Origin of the sequence: Polynucleobacter sp. es-EL-1 (assembly GCF_018687975.1) — a bacterium.
Taxonomy (GTDB): Bacteria; Pseudomonadota; Gammaproteobacteria; order Burkholderiales; family Burkholderiaceae; genus Polynucleobacter.
Map to the genome: position 1 here is coordinate 43,168 of NZ_CP061310.1, position 25,370 is coordinate 68,537.

Consider the following 25,370-nt stretch of genomic DNA (forward strand, 5'->3'; position numbering starts at 1 on the left):
ATGAAAGCATTGCTCGATTTATTTAAGCAAACGCAGGGTGATGAGCAGTTTGATGTCATCAAGATTGGTCTTGCATCCCCTGAGAAAATTCGCTCATGGTCTTTTGGTGAAGTACGCAAACCAGAAACCATCAACTACCGGACTTTTAAGCCCGAGCGTGATGGCTTGTTCTGCGCCAAGATTTTTGGACCAACCAAAGACTACGAGTGCTTATGCGGTAAATACAAGCGCTTAAAGTTCCGTGGCGTTATCTGTGAGAAGTGTGGCGTTGAAGTTACGCTTGCTAAGGTACGTCGTGAGCGCATGGGCCACATTGAGTTGGCAGCCCCTGTAGCGCACATTTGGTTCTTGAAGTCTCTCCCATCCCGTTTGGGCATGGTTCTCGATATGACATTGCGTGATATTGAGCGTGTTCTCTACTTTGAGGCATATGTAGTCGTTGATCCTGGCATGACACCTGAAGGCGCTATGAAGCGTGGCCAGATCATGTCTGAGGATGAGTACTATGCGAAGACTGAAGAGTACGGCGAAGGTGCCTTTACAGCTATTATGGGCGCGGAAGGTATTCGTGATCTCCTGCGTTCGATTGATATCGATCGTGAAGTAGAGACGATTCGCGCGGAATTGAAGGCGACTGGTAGCGATGCCAAGATCAAGAAATACGCTAAGCGCTTAAAAGTGCTCGAGGCCTTCCAGACTTCAGGTATTAAGCCTGACTGGATGATCATGGAAGTGTTGCCAGTATTGCCACCAGAGTTGCGCCCATTGGTGCCATTGGATGGCGGTCGCTTCGCTACTTCCGATTTGAACGACCTCTATCGTCGCGTGATTAACCGTAACAACCGTCTCAAGCGTTTGTTAGAGTTGCGTGCGCCAGAGATCATCGTTCGTAACGAAAAACGTATGTTGCAAGAAGCGGTTGACTCATTGCTCGACAACGGTCGTCGCGGTAAGGCTATGACTGGCGCTAACAAGCGTCCTCTCAAGTCCTTGGCTGAGATGATTAAAGGTAAGAGCGGTCGTTTCCGTCAAAACTTGTTGGGTAAACGTGTTGACTACTCAGGTCGTTCAGTCATCGTGGTTGGCCCAACATTGAAATTGCATCAGTGCGGCTTACCAAAATTGATGGCCTTGGAATTGTTCAAGCCATTCATTTTCAACAAGCTTGAGACTTTAGGAATTGCAACCACGATTAAGGCTGCGAAGAAAGAAGTTGAGAGTCAGACTCCAATCGTTTGGGACATTCTCGAAGAAGTGATTCGTGAACATCCAATCATGCTCAACCGTGCGCCTACATTGCACCGTCTTGGTATTCAGGCTTTCGAGCCAATGCTGATTGAAGGTAAGGCAATCCAATTGCACCCATTAGTCTGCGCAGCATTTAACGCCGACTTTGACGGTGACCAAATGGCGGTTCACGTTCCTTTGTCGCTCGAAGCACAAATGGAAGCACGTACATTGATGTTGGCTTCGAATAACGTATTGTTCCCAGCTAACGGCGAGCCATCTATCGTTCCTTCACAGGACGTGGTGTTGGGTCTGTACTACGCTACTCGTGACAAGATTAACGGTAAAGGCGAAGGCATGGTCTTCGCTAATATCACTGAAGTAATTCGTGCATACGAGGCTGGCCAGGTTGAATTGGCTTCCCGCGTTGCTGTACGTATTACTGAGTTTGAGATTGTGGACAAAAAAGCAGAGGGCGATGCCCGTTTTGCAGAAAAGACCAAGATCTATCAAACCTCAGTTGGCCGTGCAATCTTGTCAGAAATTTTGCCTAAAGGCATGTCTTTCGAGGAAATCAATAAGCCTCTGAAGAAAAAAGAAATCTCACGTTTGATCAACACTTCATTCCGTAAGTGCGGTCTTCGTGAAACCGTCATTTTTGCTGACCGCCTCTTGCAGTCTGGTTTCCGCTTGGCGACTAACGCTGGTATCTCGGTTGCGATCGACGATATGCTGATTCCAACTTCTAAAGAGCGCATCATCACTGAAGCTTCTACTAAGGTTAAAGAGTATGACAAGCAGTTCATGTCAGGCCTCGTAACCAATCAAGAGCGTTATAACAACGTGGTTGATATTTGGGGTGCCGCTGGTGACCAAGTTGGTAAAGCGATGATGGATGAGTTGTCACACGTTGACGTACTCGACCGCAACGGTAAAACTGTGCGTCAAGAATCTTTCAACTCCATCTACATGATGGCGGATTCTGGTGCGCGTGGATCTGCGGCGCAGATTCGTCAGTTGGCTGGTATGCGTGGTTTGATGGCTAAGCCTGATGGCTCCATTATTGAAACCCCAATTACTGCGAACTTCCGTGAAGGTTTGAACGTGTTGCAGTACTTCATCTCAACCCACGGTGCTCGTAAAGGTCTGGCTGATACAGCATTGAAGACAGCGAACTCTGGTTACTTGACACGTCGTTTATGCGACGTAACTCAAGACCTCGTGGTTATTGAAGAAGATTGCGGCGCAACTTCTGGCGTAACGATGAAGGCGCTTGTTGAAGGTGGCGAAATTATCGAAGCATTGCGTGACCGTATTTTGGGTCGCGTCTGTATCGGTGACATCGTTCACCCTGACACACAAGAAGTCATTGTTCCTAATGACACATTGCTCGACGAAGATCATGTTGATCAAATCGTTGCCTTGGGTATCGACGAAGTTAAAGTTCGCACAGTGTTGTCATGCTTAACTCGCTTTGGCTTGTGCGCTAAGTGCTACGGCCGTGATTTAGGTCGCGGTGGTTTGGTGAACGTTGGTGAGGCAGTTGGTGTTATCGCTGCTCAGTCCATCGGTGAGCCAGGCACACAGTTGACGATGCGTACCTTCCACATTGGTGGTGCAGCATCACGTGCTTTGGTTGCAAGCAATATTGAAGCCAAGTCCAATGGTGCATTGAAGTTCTCTGGCACGATGCGTGTTGTGAAGAACGCCAAGGGTGAGCAGATCGTGATTTCACGTTCTGGCGAAGCCTTGATCGTTGATGACAACGGTCGCGAGCGTGAGCGTCATAAAGTGCCTTACGGCGCAACTCTCTTGTTAAAAGAAGGTGCAGCTGTTAAGGCTGGCGCAAGCTTGGCAACATGGGATCCGTTAACACGTCCAATCATTTCTGAGTACGCTGGTATTGCTCGCTTCGACAACGTTGAAGAAGGCGTTACTGTTGCTAAGCAGGTTGATGAAGTTACTGGCCTCTCCACTTTGGTGGTGATTGACGGTAAGCGTCGCTCAGCTGCAAGTAAGGGCGTTCGTCCAGTGATCAACTTGGTTGATGACAAGGGTGATGACGTGATGATTGCTGGTACGGATCATCCAGTAAATATCGGTCTCCAAGTGGGCGCTTTGATTACCGTTAAAGACGGTCAAAAAGTGGAAGTTGGTGAAGTATTGGCGCGTATTCCAATCGAATCACAGAAGACTCGCGACATTACCGGCGGTCTGCCACGCGTTGCCGAATTATTCGAAGCGCGTTCACCAAAAGATGCTGCTGTATTGGCTAAAGTTACTGGAACTGTTTCCTTCGGTAAAGAAACCAAAGGTAAACAACGTTTGGTGATTACCGATATGGATGGCGAAGCTAACGAATTCTTGATTCCTAAAGAGAAGCAAGTCCTCGTTCATGACGGTCAAGTTGTGAATAAGGGTGAGATGATTGTGGAAGGCCCAGCCGATCCACATGACATCTTGACGCTCAAGGGCATCGAGGAGTTGGCAATCTACATCGTTGACGAAGTTCAAGACGTTTATCGTCTCCAGGGTGTGAAGATTAATGACAAGCACATTGAAGTAATCGTGCGTCAGATGTTGCGTCGTGTTCAGGTAACTGATCCAGGCGATACATCCTTCATTACTGGCGAGCAAGTTGAGCGTTCTAAGTTGTATGACGCAAACGATGCTGCGATCGCTGCAGGTAAGCACCCAGCTCAGTTCGAGAACGTATTGTTGGGTATTACCAAAGCATCCTTGTCGACCGACAGCTTCATTTCAGCGGCTTCTTTCCAAGAAACCACCCGTGTATTGACCGAAGCCGCAATTATGGGCAAGACCGATACACTCCGTGGCCTCAAGGAAAACGTCATTATTGGTCGCCTGATCCCTGCTGGTACTGGCTTGTCATACCGCCGTGCACGCAAGGTCAGAGAGCAATTCGAGCGTGATCGCGCTCAAATGATTGCTGCCGAAGAGGAAGCAATGGCTGATATGCCTGTAGAGATAGAGGCTGAGGTGATTGCTCCTGCTGGGGAGGCTGATCCGAGCTAATTTGGTAGTTCTGGCCAGAAATGGCCAGTTTTTCCCCATTTGGTTGACGGGAAGGGCTGGCCAAGCTAGAATGCTGAGTTCTACTGATTCAGAAGAGGGTCTTTTTGACCTAGGATTTGTCTAAGTCATTGATTTTCTTGAAGAAAGCAACAAAGAAGTACTAACCGAGCTATTTTATGCCAACAATTAATCAATTATTACGCAAGCCAAGAACACGGCTGACCGTTAAAAGTAAGAGCCCTGCGCTGCAAAACAGCCCGCAGCGCCGTGGTGTTTGTACACGTGTGTACACAACCACTCCTAAAAAGCCTAACTCTGCGCTACGTAAAGTAGCTAAAGTTCGCTTAACCAATGGTTTTGAAGTGATTTCATACATTGGTGGCGAAGGCCATAACCTCCAGGAACACTCAGTAGTGTTGATTCGTGGCGGTCGTGTAAAGGATTTACCAGGTGTTCGCTACCACATCGTTCGTGGCTCACTTGACTTGCAAGGTGTTAAAGACCGTAAGCAGTCACGTTCCAAGTACGGTGCCAAGCGCGCTAAGAAAGCTGCTTAATAGCAACTTAAAGTTTTTGCAGTAAGTCTTCGTTTGTCAGACTTTAAAGACAAGTAAGTGGCCGTTCCGTTTGGAGATTTCTCCAAATAGTAGGACGGCCGGAGCGGGTGATCCATGTGGGCCACCCCTAACTGAACTGAAGGAGTTGTTATGCCACGTCGTCGTGAAGTTCCCAAACGGGAAATCCTGCCTGATCCAAAATTCGGCAATGTAGAAGTAGCAAAATTCATGAACGTCCTCATGTTGGACGGTAAGAAATCGGTTGCAGAGCGTATCGTTTACGGTGCCTTTGATCACATCGAGAAAAAAGCAAACAAAGAACCACTCGAAGTTTTCTCAACAGCTATGGGCAACGTTAAGCCAATGGTTGAGGTGAAAAGCCGTCGTGTTGGTGGCGCTAACTACCAGGTTCCTGTTGAAGTTCGCCCATCACGCCGTTCTGCTTTGGCAATGCGCTGGGTGCGCGAAGCCGCTAAAAAGCGCGGTGAAAAATCGATGGCTCAACGTTTGGCCAACGAATTATTAGAAGCTGCAGAAGGTCGCGGCGGAGCAATGAAGAAGCGTGAAGAAGTTCACCGTATGGCAGAAGCTAACAAAGCTTTCTCACATTTCCGCTTCTAATCGCACAGTAAAGAAAAGGTACCAACAGTGGCACGTAAAACCCCTATCGACAAATACCGCAATATCGGTATTTCTGCGCACATTGACGCAGGTAAGACAACAACAACAGAACGCGTTTTGTTCTACACCGGTGTTAATCACAAAATCGGTGAAGTTCATGATGGCGCTGCAACCATGGACTGGATGGAGCAAGAGCAGGAGCGTGGTATCACGATTACTTCTGCTGCTACTACAACGTTCTGGAAGGGCATGGCTGGTAATTTCCCAGAGCACCGCATCAATATCATTGATACCCCAGGACACGTAGACTTCACTATTGAAGTTGAGCGTTCAATGCGCGTTTTGGATGGCGCTTGCATGGTTTACTGTGCAGTAGGCGGTGTTCAGCCACAATCTGAAACTGTTTGGCGTCAAGCTAATAAGTACCAAGTTCCCCGTTTAGCATTCGTAAACAAGATGGACCGTACTGGTGCGAACTTCTTCAAGGTCTATGACCAAATGAAGATGCGCCTCAAAGCAAATCCTATCTTGATCCAGATTCCAATCGGCGCAGAAGAAAACTTCAAAGGTGTTGTGGACTTGGTAAAGATGAAGGCCATCTATTGGGATGAGGCTTCACAAGGTACTAAATTTACATACGAAGATATCCCTGCTGAATTGCAAGCATCTGCTGAAGAGTGGCGCGAGAAAATGCTCGAAGCTGCTGCAGAGAGTTCAGAAGAGTTGATGGAAAAGTATCTTGGCGGCGAAGGCTTGACCGAGGAAGAAATTAAAGCAGCATTACGTCAGCGTACGATTGCCAATGAAATCGTTCCAATGTTGTGCGGAACAGCATTCAAAAACAAAGGCGTTCAGGCGATGTTGGATGCGGTTGTTGAATTGTTGCCTTCACCATTAGACGTTCCACCAGTTCCATGTGAATTGGAAGATGGCACACCGACAACACGTGAAGCTTCCGACAATGCGAAGTTTTCAGCATTGGCATTTAAGATCATGACTGACCCATTTGTTGGCCAGCTCATCTTCTTCCGCGTTTACTCGGGCGTAATGAAATCTGGCGACACAATCTACAACCCAATTAAGGGCAAGAAAGAGCGTGTTGGTCGTTTGTTGCAGATGCATGCAAACGAGCGTGAAGAAATCAAAGAAGTATTCGCTGGCGATATCGCAGCAGCAGTTGGTCTAAAAGATGCAACTACAGGCGAAACATTGTGTGATCCAGATAGCATCGTTATTTTGGAGCGCATGGTATTCCCAGAGCCAGTGATCTCTCAAGCAGTAGAGCCAAAGACAAAAGCTGACCAAGAAAAAATGGGTCTTGCTTTGAATCGCTTGGCACAAGAAGATCCTTCTTTCCGTGTGAAGACAGACGAAGAGTCTGGCCAAACCATTATTTCCGGTATGGGCGAGCTCCACTTGGAAATTTTGGTTGACCGTATGAAGCGTGAATTCGGTGTTGAGGCAACTGTTGGTAAGCCACAAGTTGCCTACCGCGAAACCATTCGTAAGGTTTGCGAAGAGATCGAAGGTAAGTTTGTTAAGCAATCTGGTGGTCGTGGTCAATACGGTCACGTGGTATTGAAGTTGGAGCCACAAGCCCCAGGTAAAGGTTTTGAATTCGTTGACGCTATTAAGGGCGGTGTAGTTCCACGTGAATACATTCCTGCGGTAGAAAAAGGAATTATCGAAACATTGAACTCCGGTATTTTGGCTGGCTATCCAGTTGTAGATATCAAGGCAACATTGTTCTTCGGTTCATACCATGACGTTGACTCCAATGAAAACGCATTTAAGATGGCGGGTTCAATGGCGTTCAAGGACGGTATGCGCAAAGCAGCACCAGTGTTGCTTGAACCAATGATGGCTGTTGAAGTTGAAACACCAGAAGATTTCATGGGTAACGTAATGGGTGACCTCTCATCACGTCGCGGTATTTTGCAAGGTATGGATGACATTCCAGGGGGCGGTAAGATCGTTCGCGCTGAAGTGCCATTGGCAGAGATGTTTGGTTACTCAACTGGCTTGCGCTCGTTGACCCAAGGTCGCGCTACCTACACCATGGAATTTAAGCATTATTCCGAAGCACCTAAGAACGTTGCTGAAGCAGTGATGGCTGCTAAAGCGAAGTAATTTATCCACATTATTTTGAATATTGACTAGCTAAAGAAGGCAGACAAAAAAATGGCAAAAGAAAAGTTTGAGCGGACAAAACCGCACGTAAACGTAGGCACAATCGGTCACGTTGACCACGGTAAAACTACCTTGACAGCAGCGATCGCTACAGTGCTTTCCAAAGCATTTGGTGGCGAAGCAAAAGCATACGATCAGATCGATGCTGCTCCAGAAGAAAAAGCACGCGGTATTACGATTAATACAGCACACGTTGAGTATGAGACAGCCAATCGTCACTACGCACACGTGGATTGCCCAGGACATGCTGACTACGTTAAGAACATGATTACTGGTGCTGCTCAGATGGACGGCGCAATTTTAGTTTGCTCTGCAGCTGACGGCCCAATGCCACAAACTCGTGAGCACATCCTCTTGGCACGCCAAGTGGGCGTTCCTTACATCGTCGTGTTCCTCAACAAGTGCGACATGGTTGATGACGCTGAATTGTTAGAGCTCGTAGAAATGGAAGTTCGTGAGCTTTTGTCTAAGTACGACTTCCCTGGCGATGACACACCAATCGTTCAAGGTTCTGCTAAGTTAGCTTTAGAAGGCGACGAAGGCCCATTGGGTAAAGAAGCCATCATGAAGTTGGCTGAAGCACTCGATACTTATATCCCAACTCCAGAGCGTGCTGTTGACGGCGCGTTCTTGATGCCAGTAGAAGATGTGTTCTCTATCTCCGGTCGCGGTACTGTAGTGACTGGTCGTATCGAGCGCGGTATTGTTAAAGTCGGTGAAGAGATTGAAATCGTTGGTATCAAGCCAACCCTCAAAACCACTTGTACTGGTGTTGAAATGTTCCGCAAATTGCTCGACCAAGGTCAAGCAGGCGATAACGTTGGTATCTTGTTACGCGGTACAAAACGTGAAGAAGTTGAGCGCGGCCAAGTATTGGCTAAGCCAGGTTCAATCACCCCACATACTCACTTTACAGCCGAGGTTTACATCTTGGGTAAAGATGAAGGTGGTCGTCATACACCATTCTTTAACAACTATCGTCCCCAGTTCTACTTCCGTACAACGGACGTAACAGGTTCAATCGAGTTGCCAAAAGACAAAGAAATGGTGATGCCTGGTGATAACGTCACAATTACCGTCAAACTCATCGCTCCAATCGCGATGGAAGAAGGTTTACGTTTTGCAATCCGTGAAGGTGGCCGTACTGTTGGCGCCGGTGTGGTTGCAAAGATTTTGGCTTAATAGCAGTAAAAATATTTAGCGGTTTGCTAACCGGTGACGTCCGTGCTGCGGATGTCACCGAGCTCTTTAGAAATATAACGCGGCAGCACCGCAACGCTCTTTGGAATTAATATGCAAAACCAAAAAATTCGTATTCGTCTTAAAGCATTTGATTACCGCTTGATCGACCAGTCTGCAGCTGAAATCGTTGATACAGCTAAGCGCACTGGTGCTGTTGTTAAGGGTCCAGTACCTTTGCCAACACGTATTGAGCGCTTTGATATTCTGCGTTCACCACACGTAAATAAGACTTCACGTGATCAGTTAGAGATTCGTACCCATCTGCGTTTGATGGATATCGTTGATCCTACAGAGAAAACTGTGGATGCTTTGATGAAATTAGACCTCCCAGCAGGTGTGGACGTCGAAATTAAGTTGCAGTAATTCAGTATTTCTAGTCTTGGCGCTTGCCAAGACTAGGCTTTCGGGATAGAATCTAAGGCTTCGCTCAATTATTTGGGCGAATTTTCAGGTTTTATCAGCATTAAAAACGTTGTAAGTTATTGATTTAGAAGTACTTTTACTTGTAAATCACTTAAATTAATTTTGCCGACCAATCGAAGTCGGCGTGGAGCATGAATATGAGCTTAGGCTTAATCGGTCGCAAGATCGGCATGACCCGTCTATTTACGGACGAAGGGGAAGCAATTCCTGTCACCGTAATTGACGTGAGCGACAACAGAATCGCTCAAATCAAGACCCAGGCAACTGATGGCTATGATGCTATCCAGTTGGCACATGGCACACGTAGAGCTACTCGCGTTACCAAAGCAATGGCTGGACACTTTGCAAAAGCAGGTGTGATGGCTGGTAACGGTCTCAATGAATTCCCATTAGATGCAGCAAAAATTGCAGAAATGACAGCCGGACAAGTAATTCCTGCTGAAGCTGCTTTCACTGCTGGTCAAAAGGTGGACGTGCAAGGCGTAACAATTGGTAAAGGCTATGCCGGTACCATTAAGCGTTACCACTTTGCTTCTGGACGCGCATCACACGGTAACTCACGTTCACATAACGTGCCAGGTTCTATCGGTATGGCGCAAGATCCAGGTCGTGTTTTCCCAGGAAAGCGCATGACTGGCCACCTTGGTGACGTTACACGTACAGTTCAAAATTTAGTCATCGCACGCATTGATGCAGAACGCAATCTCATCATGGTTAAAGGCGCTATTCCAGGCGCCCCAGGCGGTAAAGTTATTGTTACTCCAGCGGTGAAAACACCGTTGAAGAAGAAATAAGGAGAGCGAATATGGAACTTAAGCTTCTCCAAGACAACGGAACTTTAGGTGCGGGCGTTCAAGCCTCACCAGAAGTTTTCGAGCGCGAATATAACGAAGCATTGGTACACCAAGTTGTTGTGGCTTACCAAGCAAATGCACGTAGCGGTAACCGTGCACAAAAAGACCGTGAGCAAGTTAAGCACACAACCAAAAAACCTTGGCGTCAAAAAGGTACTGGTCGTGCACGTGCTGGTATGAGCTCTTCCCCGCTGTGGCGTGGAGGTGGTCGTATATTCCCGAATTCTCCAGAAGAGAATTTCAGCCAAAAAGTAAACAAGAAAATGTACCGCGCTGGTATGAGATCTATTTTGTCTCAGTTAGCACGCGAAGGTCGTTTGAATGTTGTTGACCAATTTAATCTTGATGCTCCAAAGACTAAAGTTTTAGCTGACAAAGTTAAAGCAATGGGCTTGGATTCAGTCTTGATCATCGTTGATCAGGTTAGCGAGAATTTGTACTTGGCATCACGCAACTTGCATAAGGTTGCAGTATGTGAGCCACAGCACGCTGATCCATTAGCTTTAGTTCAATACAAAAAAGTATTGGTAAGCAAAGCAGCGATCGCAAAAATTGAGGAGTTGCTGAAATGAGCCAAGTCCGTAAAAACGATCACAGCTTGATGAAGGTTCTGCTTGGACCGGTTATCTCTGAAAAAGCCACTATGGTTGCAGAGAAAAACGAACAAGTGGTATTCCAAGTTACACGCGACGCTAATAAGAGCGATGTAAAACAAGCAGTTGAGTTGCTCTTCAAAGTGCAGGTTGACTCTGTTCAAATCGTGAATCAAAAAGGTAAGCCAAAGCGCTATGGCCGTTTTGAAGGTCGTCGTGATCATACTAAGAAGGCCTACGTTAGCTTGAAGCCAGGTCAAGAAATTAACTTTGAAGCGGAGGCGAATTAATCATGCCTTTGATGAAGACAAAACCGACCTCACCAGGTCGTCGCTCAATGGTCAAGGTGGTAAATCCTGACCTGCATAAAGGTAAACCTTTTGCAGCGTTGGTAGAGCCACAGTTCCAAAAAGCAGGTCGTAACAATAATGGTCATATCACTACCCGTCATAAAGGTGGTGGTCATAAGCATCACTATCGTGTTGTTGATTTCAAACGTAATGACAAAGATGGTATTCCAGCAAAAGTAGAACGCTTGGAATACGATCCAAACCGCAGTGCAAATATTGCATTGATCGTGTTTGCCGATGGTGAGCGTCGCTATATTCTTGCTGCAAAAGGCATGACTGTTGGTCAGGCGTTGATGAGTGGCTCTGAAGCCCCAATCAAGTCTGGTAACAACTTACCAATTCGCAACATTCCAGTTGGTAGCACGATTCACTGCGTAGAAATGTTGCCAGGTAAAGGTGCTCAAATCGCGCGTTCTGCTGGCGGCTCTGCAGTGTTATTGGCTCGTGAAGGTGTATACGCTCAGGTGCGCTTGCGCTCTGGTGAAGTACGCCGCATCCTCATCGAGTGCCGTGCAACTATCGGTGAAGTTGGTAATGAAGAGCACAGCTTGCGCCAAATTGGTAAAGCTGGTGCAAATCGCTGGCGTGGTATTCGCCCAACCGTTCGCGGTGTGGCAATGAACCCAGTAGATCACCCACACGGTGGTGGTGAAGGTAGAACTGGCGAAGGCCGTGTACCTGTATCCCCATGGGGCACACCAACCAAAGGTTATCGTACACGTCGCAATAAGCGTACAACTTCGATGATCGTTCAACGTCGTCAAAAACGTTAAGCGATAAGGATAAATAGATATGACACGTTCAGCTAAAAAAGGCCCATTCTGCGACGCCAGCTTAGTAAAAAAAGTTGAAGTTGCACAAGCCAACAAGGACAAAAAGCCGATCAAAACTTGGTCACGCCGTTCAACAATCCTCCCAGACTTTATTGGTCTGACGATTGCTGTACATAACGGTCGTCAACACGTTCCGGTATATGTATCAGAAAACATGGTGGGTCATAAGTTAGGCGAATTTGCCTTGACCCGTACTTTCAAAGGTCACGCTGCTGACAAGAAAGTAACGAAGAAGTAAGGGGATGATGATGGAAGTTAAAGCTATTCACAAGGGCGCCCGCATTTCTGCGCAAAAGACACGTTTGGTCGCCGACCAAATCCGTGGTTTGCCAATTGCACGCGCAATGAACATTTTGAATTTCAGCCCCAAAAAAGCTGCCTTCATTGTGAAGAAAGTGGTTGAGTCTGCAATGGCCAACGCTGAGCACAATAAAGGCGCTGACATTGATGAGCTCAAGGTATCAACCATTATTGTTGATAAGGGTACTTCCTTGAAGCGCTTCACAGCACGCGCTAAGGGTCGTGGCAATCAAATTGAAAAACAAACATGTCACATTACCGTGACCTTGAGTAACTAAGGAAAGATATGGGACAAAAGATAAACCCAACCGGATTCCGACTCTCGGTAACGAAGAACTGGACATCACGTTGGTACGCAAATAATGTTGACTTCTCTAAGATGCTCAAAGAGGACGTAGATGTCCGTCTTTACCTCAAGAAGAAGTTGAAGAATGCATCTGTTAGTAAAGTAGTTATCGAGCGCCCTGCAAAGAACGCACGTATCACTATTTATAGCTCACGCCCAGGTGTTGTGATTGGTAAAAAAGGCGAAGATATTGAAGTGCTCCGCCGTGAACTTCAAAAGCGTATGGGCGTTCCTGTTCACGTGAACATCGAAGAAATTCGTAAGCCTGAAGTAGATGCTCAATTGATCGCTGATTCAATTACACAACAGCTTGAGAAGCGCATCATGTTCCGTCGTGCAATGAAACGTGCAATGCAAAATGCAATGCGCTTAGGTGCACAAGGAATCAAGATTATGTCTTCTGGTCGTTTGAACGGTGCAGAAATTGCTCGTCGCGAATGGTACCGTGAAGGACGCGTTCCACTTCATACACTGAAGGCTGACATTGATTACGCTACATCTGAAGCGGAAACAACATACGGCATCATCGGTGTAAAAGTTTGGGTATACAAGGGCGATACATTGGGTCGTGGTGCTGATGCTGCAGCAGTAGTGGCAGAGCCAGCGGCTGAAGAGAAAAAACCACGCCGTGCACCATCTAAAACAGCTGCTCGCAAGCCAGCCGGTGAAGACAAGCCTTTAGTGGCTGCTAAGCCAGCCGTGAAGCGTGTACGCAAAGTCGTAGAAGCTACAGCTGATACGCAGAAGTCAGGAGAGTAAGCATGCTACAACCAAAGCGTCGTAAGTATCGCAAGGAACAAAAAGGTCGCAATACTGGCGTGGCAACACGTGGTAGTTCAGTAGCCTTTGGCGACTTCGGCTTAAAAGCCGTTGGTCGTGGTCGTTTGACTGCACGTCAGATTGAATCTGCACGTCGCGCAATGACCCGTCACATTAAACGTGGTGGTCGTATCTGGATTCGTATTTTCCCAGACAAGCCAATTTCACAAAAGCCAGCTGAAGTACGTATGGGTAACGGTAAAGGTAATCCAGAGTACTACGTAGCAGAAATTCAACCAGGCAAAGTGCTTTACGAGATGGACGGTGTTGATGAGCAATTAGCACGTGAGGCATTCAAGCTTGCAGCTGCTAAGTTGCCTTTGCAAACCACATTCGTGATTCGCCACTTAGGTTGATCGGGATAGAGATTATGAAAAAGACAGAATTAGCTTCCAAAGATCTGGTTGCCTTGAATGCAGAATTGACAGAGTTGTTGAAGACAGGCTTCAAACTCCGTATGCAAAAAGGTACACAGCAACTAACTAATACCAGCCAATTGGGTAAGAATAAGCGCGAAATTGCTCGTGTAAAAACTTTCATTACTCAAAAAACTGCACAGAAATAAGGAAAAAGGGATATGACAGAGTTATCTAAACCCTTGCGCCGCACCCTGGTGGGTCGTGTGGTTAGCGACAAAATGCAAAAAACTGTGACTGTTCTAGTTGAGCGTCAAGTAAAACATGCGCTTTATGGCAAATACGTTGGACAGTCCAAAAAGTACCATGCACATGACGAAGCTGGTCAATACAAGATGGGTGATACCGTTGAAATTGCTGAATCCAAGCCAATTTCACGTACTAAATCTTGGGTTGTCACTCGTTTAGTTCAAGAATCCAAGGGTATTTAAAGAAATATTAAGGATTTTGGCAAAAATATTCGCCAAAATCCTAGTTTTTCGTAGTAGAATAGAAGGCTTCCCTAGTTTTATAGAGGGAAGCAGTGTTTTTTCATTAATTCCGGGTTTTAACTTTCGTTAAAGCCCATAGACGGAACCAAGACTGTTTGCCTTTGGCTAACAAGTTGGGGATTAGAAAATGATTCAGACCGAAAGTAGATTACAGGTCGCCGATAACACAGGCGCCAGTGAAGTTTTGTGCATCAAGGTATTGGGCGGCTCTAAGCGTCGTTACGCCAGTATCGGTGATGTCATTAAAGTGACTGTAAAGTCCGCTGCTCCACGTGGCCGTGTAAAAAAAGGTGACATTTATAACGCCGTAGTAGTGAGAACTGCTAAGGGTGTTCGCCGTCCAGACGGTTCATTGATTAAGTTCGATGCAAACGCTGCGGTATTGCTCAACGCTAAGTTAGAGCCAATTGGCACACGTATCTTTGGACCAGTAACACGCGAATTGCGTACTGAAAAGTTCATGAAGATCGTTTCTCTCGCCCCCGAAGTTATTTAAGAGGCTGATATGAAAAAGATTCGTAAAGGTGATTCCGTAGTTCTATTGACTGGCCGCGATAAGGGCAAGCAAGGAACAGTTACAGCCGTTCTCGAAAACAAATTAGTAATCGAGGGCGTCAATATTTATAAAAAGAGCGTTAAGCCAAATCCTTCTGCTGGTGTAACTGGCGGCATGATTGACAAGACGATGCCTGTTCACATTTCTAATGTGGCTTTGGTTGACGGTAACGGCAAACCATCACGTGTTGGTATCAAACTCGTTGACGGTAAAAAACAGCGTTTCCTCAAAACCACTGGCGCAACATTGAGCGCATAAGGGGCATGGAGAAATTATGAGCACACGTTTTCAAGAACACTACCAAGAAAAAGTCATCGCTGACTTGATGACCAAATTTGGCTACAAGTCAATCATGGAAGTTCCACGCATTACTAAAGTAACCCTGAACATGGGTTTAGGTGATGCAGTGAACGACAAGAAAATTATCGAAAATGCAGTTGGTGATTTGACAAAAGTAGCGGGTCAAAAACCAGTTGTGACAAAAGCGAAAAAAGCGATTGCGGGTTTCAAAATTCGTCAAGGCTACCCAATCGGTGCCATGGTGACATTGCGCGGTCAGCGCATGTATGAATTTTTAGATCGTTTCGTGACTGTTGCTTTGCCACGCGTACGTGACTTCCGCGGAATTTCCGGCAAGGCATTCGACGGCCGTGGTAACTACAACATCGGCGTTAAAGAGCAAATCATTTTCCCTGAAATTGAATACGACAAAATTGATGCCCTCCGTGGTCTCAATATCAGTATTACGACGACCGCAAAGACTGACGAAGAAGCAAAAGCTTTGTTGGCAGCGTTCAAATTCCCTTTCCGCAATTAAGAGGCTAACGTGGCAAAACTATCCCTAATTGAGCGCGAAAATAAGCGCGCAAAAACTGTAGAGAAGTACGCTGTTAAGCGTGCTGAACTCAAGGCAATCATTGCTGATCAATCACGCAGCGATGAAGAGCGCTATGAAGCTCGCTTGAAACTACAGGCACTTCCACGTAATGCAAGCCCGATTCGTCAAAGAAATCGTTGTTCATTAACCGGTCGCCCACGTGGCACATTCCGTAAGTTCGGTTTGGCTCGTAGCAAGATTCGTGAAATCGCCTTCCGTGGCGAAATCCCCGGTTTAACCAAGGCCAGCTGGTAAGCGGCGAAAGAATTAGGAGAACTCATGAGTATCAGCGATCCAATCGCCGACATGTTGACAAGGATCCGCAATGCGCAAGCAGTGCAGAAACCCGTAGTCTTGATGCCGTCGTCAAAAGTTAAAGTAGCTATTGCAAAAGTCTTGCAGGATGAAGGTTATATCGATAGTTTTGAAATCAAAGGCGAAGCAGCTAAGCCAGTGCTACACATTGATCTCAAATACTACGCAGGCCGCCCTGTTATTGAGCGTATTGACCGTGTTTCTACACCGAGTCTACGTATCTACAAAGGCCGTCACGACATTCCTGAAGTAATGAATGGTCTTGGCATTGCAATTATTTCAACCCCACAAGGCGTAATGACAGACCGCAAAGCTCGTGCAAACGGCGTTGGTGGTGAAGTTATTTGCTACGTCGCGTAAGGAGAGAAATATGTCCCGCGTTGGTAAATCACCTATTCCAGTCCCTAAGGGCGCTGAAATCAGCATCAACGGTGCAAACATTACTGTTAAAGGCCCATTAGGTACTTTGACACACAACTTGCATCCTTTTGTTGGTTTAAAACAAGAAGACGGCGTATTGACAGTTGTTTTAAATAACGACACACCAGAAGCTGGTGCACAGTCCGGTACAGCCCGCGCTTTAGTAAACAACATGGTTGTTGGCGTAACTACTGGCTTTGAGCGCAAGCTCAGCTTAGTAGGCGTTGGTTATCGTGCTGCTGCTCAAGGCGAAACATTGAAGTTGCAGTTAGGTTTCTCACACGACATTATTTACAACCTACCAAAGGGTGTAAAAGCAGAGACTCCAACCCAAACTGAAATCATTATCAAAGGTTCCAACAAGCAGCAAGTTGGCCAGGTTGCAGCTGAAGTTCGCGCATACCGTTCCCCAGAGCCATACAAAGGCAAGGGCGTTCGCTACGTGGATGAGGTTGTACACCTGAAAGAAACTAAGAAGAAGTAAGCGAGATTAGAAAATGAATAAAGACGAATCCAGACAAAGACGTGCTCGGCAGACTCGTATTCGCATTGCCGAAGCATTGGCAAATCGCTTAACAGTTATCCGTAGCAATTCACACATCTCTGCACAGGTATATAGCCCATGTGGAACCAAAGTTGTGGCAGCTGCCTCATCTATGGAAAAAGAATTGCGCCAAGCGATCAAAAACGGCGGCAACGCTGAAGCGGCTAAACAAATCGGCAAATTAGTTGCTGAGCGTGCTGTTAAAGCAGGCGTAGTTGATGTTGCTTTTGATCGTTCCGGTCATCGTTACCACGGCCGTATTAAGGCCTTAGCTGAAGCTGCGCGTGAAGCCGGCCTGAAGTTCTAATAGGGTTTAGGAAAAAACATGGCAAAAATGCAAACCAAGATGCAAAACGAAGAGCGTGATGATGGTCTTCGCGAGAAGATGATCGCTGTTAATCGTGTAACTAAAGTGGTTAAGGGTGGTCGTATTCTCGGCTTCGCTGCACTCACTGTAGTTGGCGATGGCGATGGTCGTATCGGCATGGGCAAAGGTAAATCAAAAGAAGTTCCAGTTGCTGTTCAAAAGGCAATGGACGAAGCGCGTCGCAAGATGATCAAAGTTTCCTTGCGTAAGGGCACTTTGCAGCACACTGTGATTGGTAAGCATGGCGCGTCACGCGTGATGATTTCTCCAGCTAAAGATGGTACTGGCGTTATCGCTGGTGGCCCAATGCGCGCCATTTTCGATGTTATGGGTGTAACTAACGTTGTTGCTAAGTCACTTGGCTCAACAAACCCTTACAACATGGTTCGTGCAACGATTGATGGCTTGAGCAAGATGAGCACTCCTTCTGAAATTGCTGCCAAGCGCGGCAAGTCAGTTGAAGAGATTCTCGGCTAAGACCAAAAGATTAGGAATCTATAAATGACAACATCTAACTCCAAAGTCAAACTGCAATTAGTACGCAGCTTGATCGGCACACGCGAAAGCCACCGTGCAACTGTTCGTGGTTTAGGCCTCGGACGTATCAATTCTGTTTCAGAATTGGAAGACACTCCAGCTGTTCGCGGAATGATTAATAAAGTTTCTTATCTAGTTAAAGTCATTGGCTAATAGCTAGCAAGTAAATAGGCGAAGAATATGCAACTCAATACACTCAAACCCGCAGAGGGATCCAAGAAAAATCGTCGTCGCGTAGGTCGCGGCATCGGTTCTGGTCTTGGTAAAACTGCTGGCCGTGGTCACAAAGGTCAAAAATCACGTTCCGGCGGATTCCACAAGGTTGGATTCGAAGGCGGACAAATGCCAATGTATCGTCGTTTGCCAAAGCGTGGTTTCGTATCTTTGACACGTCGTCACGTTGGTCAAATTACTTTGAATGACTTGGCAAAAATCAACTTACCTGAAGTAGACCTATTGGTTTTAAAAGCCCACGGTTTTGCTGGTGAACAGATTAATGCAGTTAAGGTTATTAAGACTGGTGAACTCAAGATTGCAGTAACCCTCAAGGGTATTACAGCAACTGCAGGCGCAAAAGCTGCTATTGAAGCGGCTGGTGGCAAATTGGTTGAATTGGCCTAATTGGTTCTTATTTAAAGATGGCACTAGCACCCACTAACACTGCAGGCATTGCAAAATCAGGAAACAAGTATGGCGAGTTGCGCCAGCGCTTGATATTCCTGGTGTTGGCTTTGCTCGTGTTCCGTTTGGGTGCACATATCCCTGTACCAGGTATTGATCCAGACCAATTGGCTCAATTGTTCTCCGGTCAAAAAGACGGTATTTTGGGTATGTTCAACCTGTTCTCAGGTGGTGCTTTATCCCGCTTCACGGTTTTTGCCTTGGGAATCATGCCTTACATTTCTGCATCGATCATCATGCAGTTAATGACGATTGTTGTGCCTTCATTAGAGGCATTGAAAAAAGAAGGTCAAGCAGGTCAACGGAAGATTACTCAGTACACACGCTATGGCACTGTTGTGCTGGCAACATTCCAGGCCTTAGGAATCTCTGTAGCCTTGCAAGCCCAGCCTGGCTTGGTAATTAACCCAGGATTCATGTTTGAATTGAATACTGTTGTTACCTTGGTTACTGGCACGATGTTCTTAATGTGGCTTGGCGAACAAATTACCGAGCGTGGCTTAGGTAACGGGATTTCCATCATTATTTTTGGAGGCATTGTTTCTGGGTTGCCTTCAGCAATCGGCAGCTTATTAGAGTTAGTTCGCACTGGCTCAATGAATATTTTGTCTGCAATGTTGATCGTAGTGATTTGCATCGCTGTAACTTACTTTGTCGTATTTGTAGAGCGTGGTCAGCGTCGTATTTTGGTCAACTACGCTAAGCGTCAAGTTGGCAATAAGATTTATGGTGGCCAGTCTTCTTATTTCCCATTGAAGTTAAACATGGCTGGTGTTATTCCCCCAATATTTGCTTCATCTATTATTTTGTTCCCTGCAACGATTGCCGGCTGGTTTACATCAGGTGAGCCGACCAATATGTTTAGCAGAATTATTAAAGACTTGGCAGCAACATTAGCCCCAGGTCAGCCCGTGTACACAATTTTGTATGCGGCTGCAATTATTTTCTTCTGCTTTTTCTACACAGCCTTGGTATTTAATAGCCGTGAGACTGCAGATAACTTGAAGAAGAGTGGTGCATTTGTTCCAGGTATTCGTCCTGGTGATCAGACTGGTCGCTATATCGATAAGATCTTGGTGCGCTTAACTTTGGCTGGTGCAATTTATATGGTTTTGGTTTGCTTGTTGCCAGAATTTTTAGTGTTGAAGTACAACGTGCCATTCTATTTTGGCGGTACTTCATTGTTGATTATTGTCGTTGTTGCAATGGATTTTATGGCGCAGGTTCAGTCATTCATCATGCAACAGCAGTATGGTTCTTTAATGAAAAAAGCTAACTTTAAGATGGGCGCTTAACTGAATGTCTAAAGACGATGTAATTCAGATGGCGGGAGAAATTATTGAGAATTTGCCGAACGCAATGTTTCGCGTGAAGCTAGAGAACGGACATGTGGTTTTAGGGCACATTTCTGGAAAGATGAGGATGCATTACATCCGCATATTGCCAGGAGATAAGGTGACGGTGGAGATGACTCCTTACGACCTGACACGCGCCAGAATCATATTCCGAGCGAAGTAAAAATTAAGTTGTACCTATTTTTTTAGAGGTGAGTTATGAAAGTTTTGGCATCCGTTAAGTGTATTTGCAGAAATTGCAAGATCATTAAGCGCAAACGCGTTGTGCGCGTGATCTGTTCTTCAGACGCACGTCATAAGCAGCGTCAAGGCTGATCTGGTTAATTAAGAGGAAATCTCATGGCACGTATCGCTGGGGTAAACATCCCAAATCATCAACATACTGTTATCGGTTTAACAGCAATTTTTGGCATCGGCACTACCCGTGCTCGCAAAATCTGTGAAACCACAGGTGTTGCTATCGACAAAAAAGTTAAAGATCTTACAGACGGCGACTTAGAAAAGTTGCGTGATGAAGTAGGTAAGTTCATCACTGAAGGTGACCTGCGTCGTGAAGTAACGATGAGCATCAAGCGTTTGATGGACTTAGGCTGCTATCGCGGTGTTCGTCATCGTAAGGGCTTGCCTGTTCGTGGTCAACGTACTAAGACTAATGCGCGTACTCGCAAGGGCCCACGTAAGTCTGGTGTGCAACTGAAGAAATAATCAAGAAAGTTTATTGACATGGCAAAACAACAATCCGCTTCTGCAGCTTCACAGCGCGCACGCAAGAAGGTTAAAAAGAACGTTGCTGATGGTATTGCACACGTTCACGCTTCTTTTAATAACACCATTATTACGATCACTGATCGCCAAGGTAATGCGCTTTCATGGGCAACATCTGGTGGCCAAGGCTTCAAGGGCTCACGTAAATCAACACCTTTTGCTGCTCAGGTAGCTGCAGAAGTTGCTGGTAAGACAGCCATTGAATGCGGTATCAAGAATTTGGAAGTTCAGATCAAAGGCCCAGGCCCAGGTCGTGAATCCGCAGTGCGTGCATTGAACTCATTGGGCATCAAGATCACTGAGATTCAAGACGTAACTCCAGTTCCACACAACGGTTGCCGTCCTCCTAAGCGTCGTCGTATCTAAGCTAGGAAGTTGGCAGTACAAGTTTTAGTAGTTTTTTATTAAAGCCCACTGTTCACCTGATTTAAAGGGTGAACTCACCGCCGGTCGCAAGACTGCGGCAAAGAAAGGAAAGCATCGTGGCACGTTACTTAGGGCCTAAGGCCAAATTAGCACGTCGGGAAGGTACCGACTTATTTTTAAAGAGCGCACGTCGCGCCCTGTCAGACAAGTGCAAGTTAGATACTAAGCCTGGTCAACATGGCCGTACATCTGGCTCAAGAACATCGGATTACGGTAATCAATTGCGCGAAAAGCAAAAGGTTAAGCGTATCTATGGCGTATTAGAGCGTCAATTCCGCCGTTACTTCGCAGAAGCTGAGCGTCGTAAGGGCAACACTGGTGAAACATTGCTCCAGTTATTAGAGTCACGTCTCGATAACGTTGTTTATCGTATGGGATTTGGTTCTACACGTGCTGAAGCACGCCAATTGGTTTCTCATTGCGCAGTGATGCTCAATGGCAATCCAGTCAATATTCCATCTATTCAGGTTAAGCCTGGTGATGTAGTGGCGATTCGTGAAAAAGCGAAGAAGCAAGCACGTATTACAGAATCACTCAATTTGGTTGGACAAATGGCAGCTGTTACTTGGGTTTCAGTTGACGCAGCCAAGCTAGAGGGAACATTTAAGCAAGTGCCTGACCGTGAAGATATTAGCGGTGAAATTAATGAAAGTTTGATCGTCGAATTGTATTCACGCTAATTAGGCACCCTCAAGGAAAAAATATGCAAACAAATTTGCTCAAGCCAAAAATTATTTCTGTTGAAGCGCTTACCGCCAACCAAGCTAAGGTTGTTATGGAGCCGTTCGAGCGTGGCTATGGCCACACACTCGGAAATGCATTACGTCGTGTTTTGTTGTCCTCAATGGTTGGTTATGCACCAACTGAAGTAGCAATTGCAGGTGTGGTTCATGAGTACTCCACATTAGATGGAGTTCAAGAGGATGTAGTAAACCTCTTGTTGAACCTCAAAGGTATCGTATTTAAGTTGCAGTCACGTGACGAAGTTACTATCAATTTGCGTAAAGAAGGTCCTGGCGTTGTTACTGCAAAAGATATCGACTTGCCACATGATGTAGAAATCATCAATCCTGATCACGTGATCGCTCATTTGTCTGCTGGTGGCAAATTAGATATGCAGATCAAGGTTGAAAAAGGCCGTGGCTATGTACCAGGCAATATGCGTCAATACCATGACGAAGCAACCAAAATCATTGGTCGCATCGTATTGGATGCCTCATTTAGCCCAGTAAGCCGTGTTAGCTATGCTGTTGAGTCTGCTCGTGTTGAGCAACGTACCGACCTTGATCGTCTCGTCATGACAATCGAAACAAATGGTGTGTTGTCTCCTGAAGAAGCAATTCGTCAAGCCGCTACCATTTTGGTTGATCAGTTAGTTGTGTTCGCAGCTCTTGAGAGCAGCGAAGTATCTGGTGATCTCGCACCAAGTCGCTCTTCAATGGTTGATCCAATGTTGATGCGTCCAGTTGATGATCTCGAACTCACAGTTCGCTCTGCAAACTGCTTGAAGGCTGAGAACATTTACTACATCGGTGACTTGATTCAACGTACAGAGAATGAATTGTTGAAGACGCCTAATTTAGGTCGTAAGTCTTTGAATGAAATCAAAGATGTATTGGCGGCTCGTGGCTTAAGTCTTGGCATGAAACTCGAAAGCTGGCCTCCAGCTAACCTCGAGAAATAATTAGAAAGGAAGCATCATGCGTCACGGAAACGGCTTACGCAAACTAAACAGAACATCATCACATCGCTTGGCGATGCTGCGCAATATGTCCAATTCACTCTTGGAGCACGAAGTGATTAAAACCACTTTGCCAAAAGCTAAAGAATTGCGCATGGTTGTTGAGCCTTTAATTACATTAGGTAAAAAAGATAACTTAGCAAACCGCCGCTTAGCATTTAATCGCACACGTGATCGCGATATCGTAACTAAGCTCTTTACAGAACTTGGCCCACGTTACGCTACACGTCCAGGTGGCTACCTTCGTATTTTGAAGTTTGGCTTCCGCCATGGCGATAATGCTCCAATGGCTTTAGTTGAATTGGTAGATCGCCCAGAAGTTGAAGAAACAGCAGTAGTAGCTGAAGAGGCTTAAGTCTCGCAGTTGCTGTAAAAAGCCAGGCTTCGGTCTGGCTTTTTTCATTTATCAGTTTATAAATACAGAATGTCTGAAAACGCCCCGATCAACCCTAGCAAGCTTTTAGTAGTGCTTACTAGCCTACCAAGTTCGGAAGCCGCCAAGGCCATGGCTCGCGCATTAGTGGAGCAAAATCTGGCTGCCTGCGTGCAGCTGACTGAGGGTATTCAATCGATATATCGCTGGGAAGGAAAAATTTGCGAGGAGCAAGAGGTGTTGCTATCTGCAAAAACCACTCAATCACAGTGGCTTGATATTTTGGCTTTCATCCAGCAGGAGCATCCCTATGACTTGCCAGAAGTTTTGGCATTTTCGCCTGAGGTATATGAAAAACAATACGGCAAGTGGGTCGAGTCTGAGGTAAATTCGTCATTATGAAATTACATTCTTTTTTGACTAAGCTTGGCATTTTCTTGTTGGTGCTGTCTGCCCAGGTATTGGCAGCCTCTGATTTTTTGCCCCCAGAAAAAGCATTTAAGGCTGAGGCGACATGGCTCGAGAATTCAAATGAGATTGAGCTAGAAATTACCCCTGCCAAGGGCTATTACATTTATCAAGAATCCCTCCGCTTTCAAGTGGGGACTGAGCCAGACAAGCTGGTCGCGACCCAAGCTTCACTGCCTTTGGGTATTGAAAAGTTTGATGAAACCTTTCAAAAGAAGATGCAGGTTTATAAACAAGCCTTTTTATTAACTCTCAGTAGAAAAGGGGAGCCAGGAAAACCACTCTACCTAGATCTTGAGCTGCAGGGATGTGCAGAAGCTGGTATTTGCTATCCGCCAATGACGTTGAAATTTATATTGGCTGCTCCGGGTGTAAAGGCTGGGCCAATTCTTGAAGTGCTAGAGTCGGCATCGACTATGAAGTCCAAACCAAGCAATAGCATTGGCCTGATGGAGCTCTGGCGTGAGCGCGATGACGTCAATGCAATTGGTCGCTTCTTAGAGGGAACGCCTACAGGCTATTTATTCCTTGCATTCTTTGTGCTGGGTTTAGCCCTTGCATTTACCCCCTGTGTTTTGCCAATGCTACCGATTTTGTCTAGCGTGGTTTTTGGGACTGCTGGAAATAGAGCGATATCAAAAGGACGCGCAGCGCTTCTAGCGTCCGCATATGTATTGGGAATGGCCTGTATGTACGCTCTTGCGGGGGTCTTGATGGCTGCGCTAGGCGGGAGTGTCCAAAGAGCGCTTCAGAGCCCTATAGCGCTTGTTGGCTTTGCCATTCTGTTGTTGGCATTGTCAGGTAGCTTGTTTGGTTTCTATGACCTGCGTTTGCCCCAATCTTGGAATCAGAAGATTGATGAGCTGGCAGGGCGTCATAAGGGAGGCAGCACTACTGGAGCATTTGCTTTGGGCGGAATTTCTACCTTAGTGGCGAGCCCCTGTATTACCGCTCCTTTAGCCGGAGTGTTGGCTTTTATAGCTCAAACAGGCTCCATGAGCTTGGGCGCTGGCCTACTTTTTGTGATGGCATTAGGGATGGGCCTGCCTTTGCTGTTTATCGCTGTTGAGGCAAAAATTTTGATCCCCTCAACTGGCATTTGGATGGTTTGGCTACAAAGGACCTTGGGAGTTCTATTGGTGGCAACAGCAGCTTGGATCGCATCCCCATTGTTGCAAATGGGCAGTACTAGTTCTAGCAGTATTACAGCTGACGATCCAAGAGGCCACCAGATTGGTAATGTGCGCTTTACCGTAATTCAATCGAGCGCTCAATTGGATCAATTTTTGGCTCAAGCTAAAGAACAGAAAAAAGTTGTTTTACTCGATTTTTATGCTGACTGGTGCATCTCTTGTAAGGAGATGGAGATTAATACTTTTGCAAATACAGAGGTTAATGAGCAATTAGCAAAATTTGTTTTATTGCAGGCTGACGTTACTAAAAACAGTCCTGAAAATCAGCAATTGCTAAAGCGTTTTGGACTATTTGGACCGCCCGGAATTTTATTCTTCGATCAAAATTCAAGCGAGTTGAAAGATCAACGTGTGATTGGTTATATGCCGCCACAACGTTTTATTGAGCGCTTGAAAAAAGCTCTAGGAAATTAAACTGCTTAAAAGTTAAATGGGTGTGGCCCATTTAACTTTT

General features: G+C 46.1%; 36 protein-coding genes. All 36 read left to right on the forward strand.

The annotated features are described in order from the left end of the window. Window positions 1–4,263, forward strand: a complete 4,263-nt coding sequence (gene rpoC / locus FD974_RS00245) for a DNA-directed RNA polymerase subunit beta' (protein WP_215366445.1) — start codon at window positions 1–3, stop codon at window positions 4,261–4,263. A 176-nt stretch (window positions 4,264–4,439) separates the two neighbouring features. After that, window positions 4,440–4,820 carry a 30S ribosomal protein S12 gene (rpsL, locus tag FD974_RS00250; protein WP_041484791.1) on the forward strand — a complete coding sequence of 127 codons (381 nt, stop codon included), beginning with the start codon at window positions 4,440–4,442 and terminating at the stop codon, window positions 4,818–4,820. 150 nt (window positions 4,821–4,970) lie between these two features. Then, window positions 4,971–5,441 carry a 30S ribosomal protein S7 gene (rpsG, locus tag FD974_RS00255; RefSeq protein ID WP_015420229.1) on the forward strand — a complete coding sequence of 157 codons (471 nt, stop codon included), beginning with the start codon at window positions 4,971–4,973 and terminating at the stop codon, window positions 5,439–5,441. Window positions 5,442–5,468: 27 nt separating this feature from the next. Continuing rightward, complete coding sequence (gene fusA, locus FD974_RS00260) at window positions 5,469–7,571, forward strand: elongation factor G (protein ID WP_215364753.1); 2,103 nt, start codon at window positions 5,469–5,471, stop codon at window positions 7,569–7,571. A gap of 51 nt (window positions 7,572–7,622) precedes the next feature. Next, a complete protein-coding gene (tuf, locus tag FD974_RS00265) occupies window positions 7,623–8,813 on the forward strand; it encodes an elongation factor Tu (protein ID WP_076024535.1) in 1,191 nt (396 codons plus the stop codon). A gap of 111 nt (window positions 8,814–8,924) precedes the next feature. Continuing rightward, window positions 8,925–9,236: a 30S ribosomal protein S10 gene (rpsJ, locus tag FD974_RS00270; protein WP_011901899.1), complete on the forward strand. Its 312-nt coding sequence runs from the start codon at window positions 8,925–8,927 to the stop codon at window positions 9,234–9,236. Window positions 9,237–9,433: 197 nt separating this feature from the next. Beyond that, on the forward strand, window positions 9,434–10,090 hold the full coding sequence (gene rplC, locus FD974_RS00275) for a 50S ribosomal protein L3 (RefSeq protein WP_215300497.1): 657 nt from the start codon (window positions 9,434–9,436) through the stop codon (window positions 10,088–10,090). A gap of 11 nt (window positions 10,091–10,101) precedes the next feature. Then, the gene (rplD, locus tag FD974_RS00280) at window positions 10,102–10,722 is read left to right on the forward strand and encodes a 50S ribosomal protein L4 (protein ID WP_015420233.1); all 621 of its coding nucleotides are present in this window, start codon (window positions 10,102–10,104) and stop codon (window positions 10,720–10,722) included. Beyond that, the gene (gene rplW, locus FD974_RS00285; protein ID WP_076024545.1) at window positions 10,719–11,033 is read left to right on the forward strand and encodes a 50S ribosomal protein L23; all 315 of its coding nucleotides are present in this window, start codon (window positions 10,719–10,721) and stop codon (window positions 11,031–11,033) included. Before rplD ends, rplW begins: the two co-directional genes overlap by 4 nt. A gap of 2 nt (window positions 11,034–11,035) precedes the next feature. Further along, window positions 11,036–11,866 carry a 50S ribosomal protein L2 gene (gene rplB / locus FD974_RS00290; RefSeq protein ID WP_215364755.1) on the forward strand — a complete coding sequence of 277 codons (831 nt, stop codon included), beginning with the start codon at window positions 11,036–11,038 and terminating at the stop codon, window positions 11,864–11,866. A 19-nt stretch (window positions 11,867–11,885) separates the two neighbouring features. Continuing rightward, window positions 11,886–12,164 carry a 30S ribosomal protein S19 gene (gene rpsS / locus FD974_RS00295; RefSeq protein WP_011901904.1) on the forward strand — a complete coding sequence of 93 codons (279 nt, stop codon included), beginning with the start codon at window positions 11,886–11,888 and terminating at the stop codon, window positions 12,162–12,164. A gap of 7 nt (window positions 12,165–12,171) precedes the next feature. Beyond that, complete coding sequence (gene rplV, locus FD974_RS00300) at window positions 12,172–12,504, forward strand: 50S ribosomal protein L22 (RefSeq protein ID WP_215300499.1); 333 nt, start codon at window positions 12,172–12,174, stop codon at window positions 12,502–12,504. Between the two features lie 8 nt (window positions 12,505–12,512). Further along, window positions 12,513–13,331, forward strand: coding sequence for a 30S ribosomal protein S3 (gene rpsC, locus FD974_RS00305; RefSeq protein WP_215364757.1), 819 nt, complete (start codon window positions 12,513–12,515; stop codon window positions 13,329–13,331). A gap of 2 nt (window positions 13,332–13,333) precedes the next feature. Beyond that, on the forward strand, window positions 13,334–13,747 hold the full coding sequence (gene rplP, locus FD974_RS00310; RefSeq protein WP_011901907.1) for a 50S ribosomal protein L16: 414 nt from the start codon (window positions 13,334–13,336) through the stop codon (window positions 13,745–13,747). A 14-nt stretch (window positions 13,748–13,761) separates the two neighbouring features. Continuing rightward, the gene (gene rpmC / locus FD974_RS00315) at window positions 13,762–13,956 is read left to right on the forward strand and encodes a 50S ribosomal protein L29 (protein WP_215364759.1); all 195 of its coding nucleotides are present in this window, start codon (window positions 13,762–13,764) and stop codon (window positions 13,954–13,956) included. A 12-nt stretch (window positions 13,957–13,968) separates the two neighbouring features. Beyond that, window positions 13,969–14,238, forward strand: a complete 270-nt coding sequence (gene rpsQ / locus FD974_RS00320) for a 30S ribosomal protein S17 (RefSeq protein ID WP_076024550.1) — start codon at window positions 13,969–13,971, stop codon at window positions 14,236–14,238. A 187-nt stretch (window positions 14,239–14,425) separates the two neighbouring features. Then, complete coding sequence (rplN, locus tag FD974_RS00325) at window positions 14,426–14,794, forward strand: 50S ribosomal protein L14 (RefSeq protein ID WP_087908804.1); 369 nt, start codon at window positions 14,426–14,428, stop codon at window positions 14,792–14,794. A 9-nt stretch (window positions 14,795–14,803) separates the two neighbouring features. Then, window positions 14,804–15,112 carry a 50S ribosomal protein L24 gene (gene rplX / locus FD974_RS00330; RefSeq protein ID WP_215364761.1) on the forward strand — a complete coding sequence of 103 codons (309 nt, stop codon included), beginning with the start codon at window positions 14,804–14,806 and terminating at the stop codon, window positions 15,110–15,112. Between the two features lie 16 nt (window positions 15,113–15,128). Continuing rightward, window positions 15,129–15,671 (forward strand): 50S ribosomal protein L5, encoded by a 543-nt coding sequence (gene rplE / locus FD974_RS00335; RefSeq protein WP_215364763.1) that lies wholly within the window; start codon window positions 15,129–15,131, stop codon window positions 15,669–15,671. Window positions 15,672–15,680: 9 nt separating this feature from the next. Continuing rightward, the gene (rpsN, locus tag FD974_RS00340) at window positions 15,681–15,986 is read left to right on the forward strand and encodes a 30S ribosomal protein S14 (protein ID WP_011901913.1); all 306 of its coding nucleotides are present in this window, start codon (window positions 15,681–15,683) and stop codon (window positions 15,984–15,986) included. A 24-nt stretch (window positions 15,987–16,010) separates the two neighbouring features. Further along, on the forward strand, window positions 16,011–16,406 hold the full coding sequence (gene rpsH / locus FD974_RS00345; RefSeq protein ID WP_100379473.1) for a 30S ribosomal protein S8: 396 nt from the start codon (window positions 16,011–16,013) through the stop codon (window positions 16,404–16,406). A gap of 10 nt (window positions 16,407–16,416) precedes the next feature. Then, window positions 16,417–16,950 carry a 50S ribosomal protein L6 gene (rplF, locus tag FD974_RS00350; RefSeq protein WP_215364766.1) on the forward strand — a complete coding sequence of 178 codons (534 nt, stop codon included), beginning with the start codon at window positions 16,417–16,419 and terminating at the stop codon, window positions 16,948–16,950. Window positions 16,951–16,963: 13 nt separating this feature from the next. Then, window positions 16,964–17,317 (forward strand): 50S ribosomal protein L18, encoded by a 354-nt coding sequence (rplR, locus tag FD974_RS00355; protein ID WP_062307056.1) that lies wholly within the window; start codon window positions 16,964–16,966, stop codon window positions 17,315–17,317. An 18-nt stretch (window positions 17,318–17,335) separates the two neighbouring features. Further along, entirely contained in the window at window positions 17,336–17,854 is a 519-nt protein-coding gene (rpsE, locus tag FD974_RS00360; RefSeq protein ID WP_015420248.1) for a 30S ribosomal protein S5, read from the forward strand. A gap of 24 nt (window positions 17,855–17,878) precedes the next feature. Further along, window positions 17,879–18,067 (forward strand): 50S ribosomal protein L30, encoded by a 189-nt coding sequence (gene rpmD / locus FD974_RS00365; RefSeq protein WP_015420249.1) that lies wholly within the window; start codon window positions 17,879–17,881, stop codon window positions 18,065–18,067. Window positions 18,068–18,094: 27 nt separating this feature from the next. Further along, window positions 18,095–18,535: a 50S ribosomal protein L15 gene (rplO, locus tag FD974_RS00370; protein ID WP_215364769.1), complete on the forward strand. Its 441-nt coding sequence runs from the start codon at window positions 18,095–18,097 to the stop codon at window positions 18,533–18,535. A gap of 17 nt (window positions 18,536–18,552) precedes the next feature. Continuing rightward, a complete protein-coding gene (gene secY, locus FD974_RS00375) occupies window positions 18,553–19,890 on the forward strand; it encodes a preprotein translocase subunit SecY (RefSeq protein ID WP_215364772.1) in 1,338 nt (445 codons plus the stop codon). Window positions 19,891–19,894: 4 nt separating this feature from the next. Beyond that, window positions 19,895–20,113, forward strand: coding sequence for a translation initiation factor IF-1 (gene infA / locus FD974_RS00380; protein WP_015420252.1), 219 nt, complete (start codon window positions 19,895–19,897; stop codon window positions 20,111–20,113). Between the two features lie 35 nt (window positions 20,114–20,148). Next, on the forward strand, window positions 20,149–20,265 hold the full coding sequence (gene rpmJ, locus FD974_RS00385) for a 50S ribosomal protein L36 (protein ID WP_012357167.1): 117 nt from the start codon (window positions 20,149–20,151) through the stop codon (window positions 20,263–20,265). 24 nt (window positions 20,266–20,289) lie between these two features. Next, window positions 20,290–20,655 carry a 30S ribosomal protein S13 gene (gene rpsM, locus FD974_RS00390; protein WP_015420253.1) on the forward strand — a complete coding sequence of 122 codons (366 nt, stop codon included), beginning with the start codon at window positions 20,290–20,292 and terminating at the stop codon, window positions 20,653–20,655. Window positions 20,656–20,673: 18 nt separating this feature from the next. After that, window positions 20,674–21,081, forward strand: coding sequence for a 30S ribosomal protein S11 (gene rpsK / locus FD974_RS00395; RefSeq protein ID WP_015420254.1), 408 nt, complete (start codon window positions 20,674–20,676; stop codon window positions 21,079–21,081). 116 nt (window positions 21,082–21,197) lie between these two features. Continuing rightward, the gene (gene rpsD, locus FD974_RS00400; protein ID WP_215364774.1) at window positions 21,198–21,821 is read left to right on the forward strand and encodes a 30S ribosomal protein S4; all 624 of its coding nucleotides are present in this window, start codon (window positions 21,198–21,200) and stop codon (window positions 21,819–21,821) included. 23 nt (window positions 21,822–21,844) lie between these two features. Beyond that, window positions 21,845–22,825, forward strand: coding sequence for a DNA-directed RNA polymerase subunit alpha (gene rpoA, locus FD974_RS00405; protein WP_015420255.1), 981 nt, complete (start codon window positions 21,845–21,847; stop codon window positions 22,823–22,825). 16 nt (window positions 22,826–22,841) lie between these two features. Further along, the gene (gene rplQ, locus FD974_RS00410; protein WP_114637458.1) at window positions 22,842–23,237 is read left to right on the forward strand and encodes a 50S ribosomal protein L17; all 396 of its coding nucleotides are present in this window, start codon (window positions 22,842–22,844) and stop codon (window positions 23,235–23,237) included. A gap of 69 nt (window positions 23,238–23,306) precedes the next feature. After that, entirely contained in the window at window positions 23,307–23,657 is a 351-nt protein-coding gene (gene cutA / locus FD974_RS00415) for a divalent-cation tolerance protein CutA (protein ID WP_215364776.1), read from the forward strand. Next, window positions 23,654–25,330, forward strand: a complete 1,677-nt coding sequence (dsbD, locus tag FD974_RS00420) for a protein-disulfide reductase DsbD (RefSeq protein WP_215364778.1) — start codon at window positions 23,654–23,656, stop codon at window positions 25,328–25,330. Before cutA ends, dsbD begins: the two co-directional genes overlap by 4 nt. The last annotated feature ends 40 nt before the right edge of the window (window positions 25,331–25,370 follow it).

What these genes read in the sequence shown, in the direction of transcription:
- rpoC (WP_215366445.1), top strand. Translation starts at nt 1, where the DNA reads ATGAAAGCATTGCTCGATTTATTTAAGCAAACGCAGGGTGATGAGCAG.
- rpsL (WP_041484791.1), top strand. Translation starts at nt 4,440, where the DNA reads ATGCCAACAATTAATCAATTATTACGCAAGCCAAGAACACGGCTGACC.
- rpsG (WP_015420229.1), top strand. Translation starts at nt 4,971, where the DNA reads ATGCCACGTCGTCGTGAAGTTCCCAAACGGGAAATCCTGCCTGATCCA.
- tuf (WP_076024535.1), top strand. Translation starts at nt 7,623, where the DNA reads ATGGCAAAAGAAAAGTTTGAGCGGACAAAACCGCACGTAAACGTAGGC.
- rpsJ (WP_011901899.1), top strand. Translation starts at nt 8,925, where the DNA reads ATGCAAAACCAAAAAATTCGTATTCGTCTTAAAGCATTTGATTACCGC.
- rplC (WP_215300497.1), top strand. Translation starts at nt 9,434, where the DNA reads ATGAGCTTAGGCTTAATCGGTCGCAAGATCGGCATGACCCGTCTATTT.
- rplD (WP_015420233.1), top strand. Translation starts at nt 10,102, where the DNA reads ATGGAACTTAAGCTTCTCCAAGACAACGGAACTTTAGGTGCGGGCGTT.
- rplW (WP_076024545.1), top strand. Translation starts at nt 10,719, where the DNA reads ATGAGCCAAGTCCGTAAAAACGATCACAGCTTGATGAAGGTTCTGCTT.
- rplB (WP_215364755.1), top strand. Translation starts at nt 11,036, where the DNA reads ATGCCTTTGATGAAGACAAAACCGACCTCACCAGGTCGTCGCTCAATG.
- rpsS (WP_011901904.1), top strand. Translation starts at nt 11,886, where the DNA reads ATGACACGTTCAGCTAAAAAAGGCCCATTCTGCGACGCCAGCTTAGTA.
- rplV (WP_215300499.1), top strand. Translation starts at nt 12,172, where the DNA reads ATGATGGAAGTTAAAGCTATTCACAAGGGCGCCCGCATTTCTGCGCAA.
- rpsC (WP_215364757.1), top strand. Translation starts at nt 12,513, where the DNA reads ATGGGACAAAAGATAAACCCAACCGGATTCCGACTCTCGGTAACGAAG.
- rplP (WP_011901907.1), top strand. Translation starts at nt 13,334, where the DNA reads ATGCTACAACCAAAGCGTCGTAAGTATCGCAAGGAACAAAAAGGTCGC.
- rpmC (WP_215364759.1), top strand. Translation starts at nt 13,762, where the DNA reads ATGAAAAAGACAGAATTAGCTTCCAAAGATCTGGTTGCCTTGAATGCA.
- rpsQ (WP_076024550.1), top strand. Translation starts at nt 13,969, where the DNA reads ATGACAGAGTTATCTAAACCCTTGCGCCGCACCCTGGTGGGTCGTGTG.
- rplN (WP_087908804.1), top strand. Translation starts at nt 14,426, where the DNA reads ATGATTCAGACCGAAAGTAGATTACAGGTCGCCGATAACACAGGCGCC.
- rplX (WP_215364761.1), top strand. Translation starts at nt 14,804, where the DNA reads ATGAAAAAGATTCGTAAAGGTGATTCCGTAGTTCTATTGACTGGCCGC.
- rplE (WP_215364763.1), top strand. Translation starts at nt 15,129, where the DNA reads ATGAGCACACGTTTTCAAGAACACTACCAAGAAAAAGTCATCGCTGAC.
- rpsH (WP_100379473.1), top strand. Translation starts at nt 16,011, where the DNA reads ATGAGTATCAGCGATCCAATCGCCGACATGTTGACAAGGATCCGCAAT.
- rplF (WP_215364766.1), top strand. Translation starts at nt 16,417, where the DNA reads ATGTCCCGCGTTGGTAAATCACCTATTCCAGTCCCTAAGGGCGCTGAA.
- rplR (WP_062307056.1), top strand. Translation starts at nt 16,964, where the DNA reads ATGAATAAAGACGAATCCAGACAAAGACGTGCTCGGCAGACTCGTATT.
- rpsE (WP_015420248.1), top strand. Translation starts at nt 17,336, where the DNA reads ATGGCAAAAATGCAAACCAAGATGCAAAACGAAGAGCGTGATGATGGT.
- rpmD (WP_015420249.1), top strand. Translation starts at nt 17,879, where the DNA reads ATGACAACATCTAACTCCAAAGTCAAACTGCAATTAGTACGCAGCTTG.
- rplO (WP_215364769.1), top strand. Translation starts at nt 18,095, where the DNA reads ATGCAACTCAATACACTCAAACCCGCAGAGGGATCCAAGAAAAATCGT.
- secY (WP_215364772.1), top strand. Translation starts at nt 18,553, where the DNA reads ATGGCACTAGCACCCACTAACACTGCAGGCATTGCAAAATCAGGAAAC.
- infA (WP_015420252.1), top strand. Translation starts at nt 19,895, where the DNA reads ATGTCTAAAGACGATGTAATTCAGATGGCGGGAGAAATTATTGAGAAT.
- rpmJ (WP_012357167.1), top strand. Translation starts at nt 20,149, where the DNA reads ATGAAAGTTTTGGCATCCGTTAAGTGTATTTGCAGAAATTGCAAGATC.
- rpsM (WP_015420253.1), top strand. Translation starts at nt 20,290, where the DNA reads ATGGCACGTATCGCTGGGGTAAACATCCCAAATCATCAACATACTGTT.
- rpsK (WP_015420254.1), top strand. Translation starts at nt 20,674, where the DNA reads ATGGCAAAACAACAATCCGCTTCTGCAGCTTCACAGCGCGCACGCAAG.
- rpoA (WP_015420255.1), top strand. Translation starts at nt 21,845, where the DNA reads ATGCAAACAAATTTGCTCAAGCCAAAAATTATTTCTGTTGAAGCGCTT.
- rplQ (WP_114637458.1), top strand. Translation starts at nt 22,842, where the DNA reads ATGCGTCACGGAAACGGCTTACGCAAACTAAACAGAACATCATCACAT.
- cutA (WP_215364776.1), top strand. Translation starts at nt 23,307, where the DNA reads ATGTCTGAAAACGCCCCGATCAACCCTAGCAAGCTTTTAGTAGTGCTT.
- dsbD (WP_215364778.1), top strand. Translation starts at nt 23,654, where the DNA reads ATGAAATTACATTCTTTTTTGACTAAGCTTGGCATTTTCTTGTTGGTG.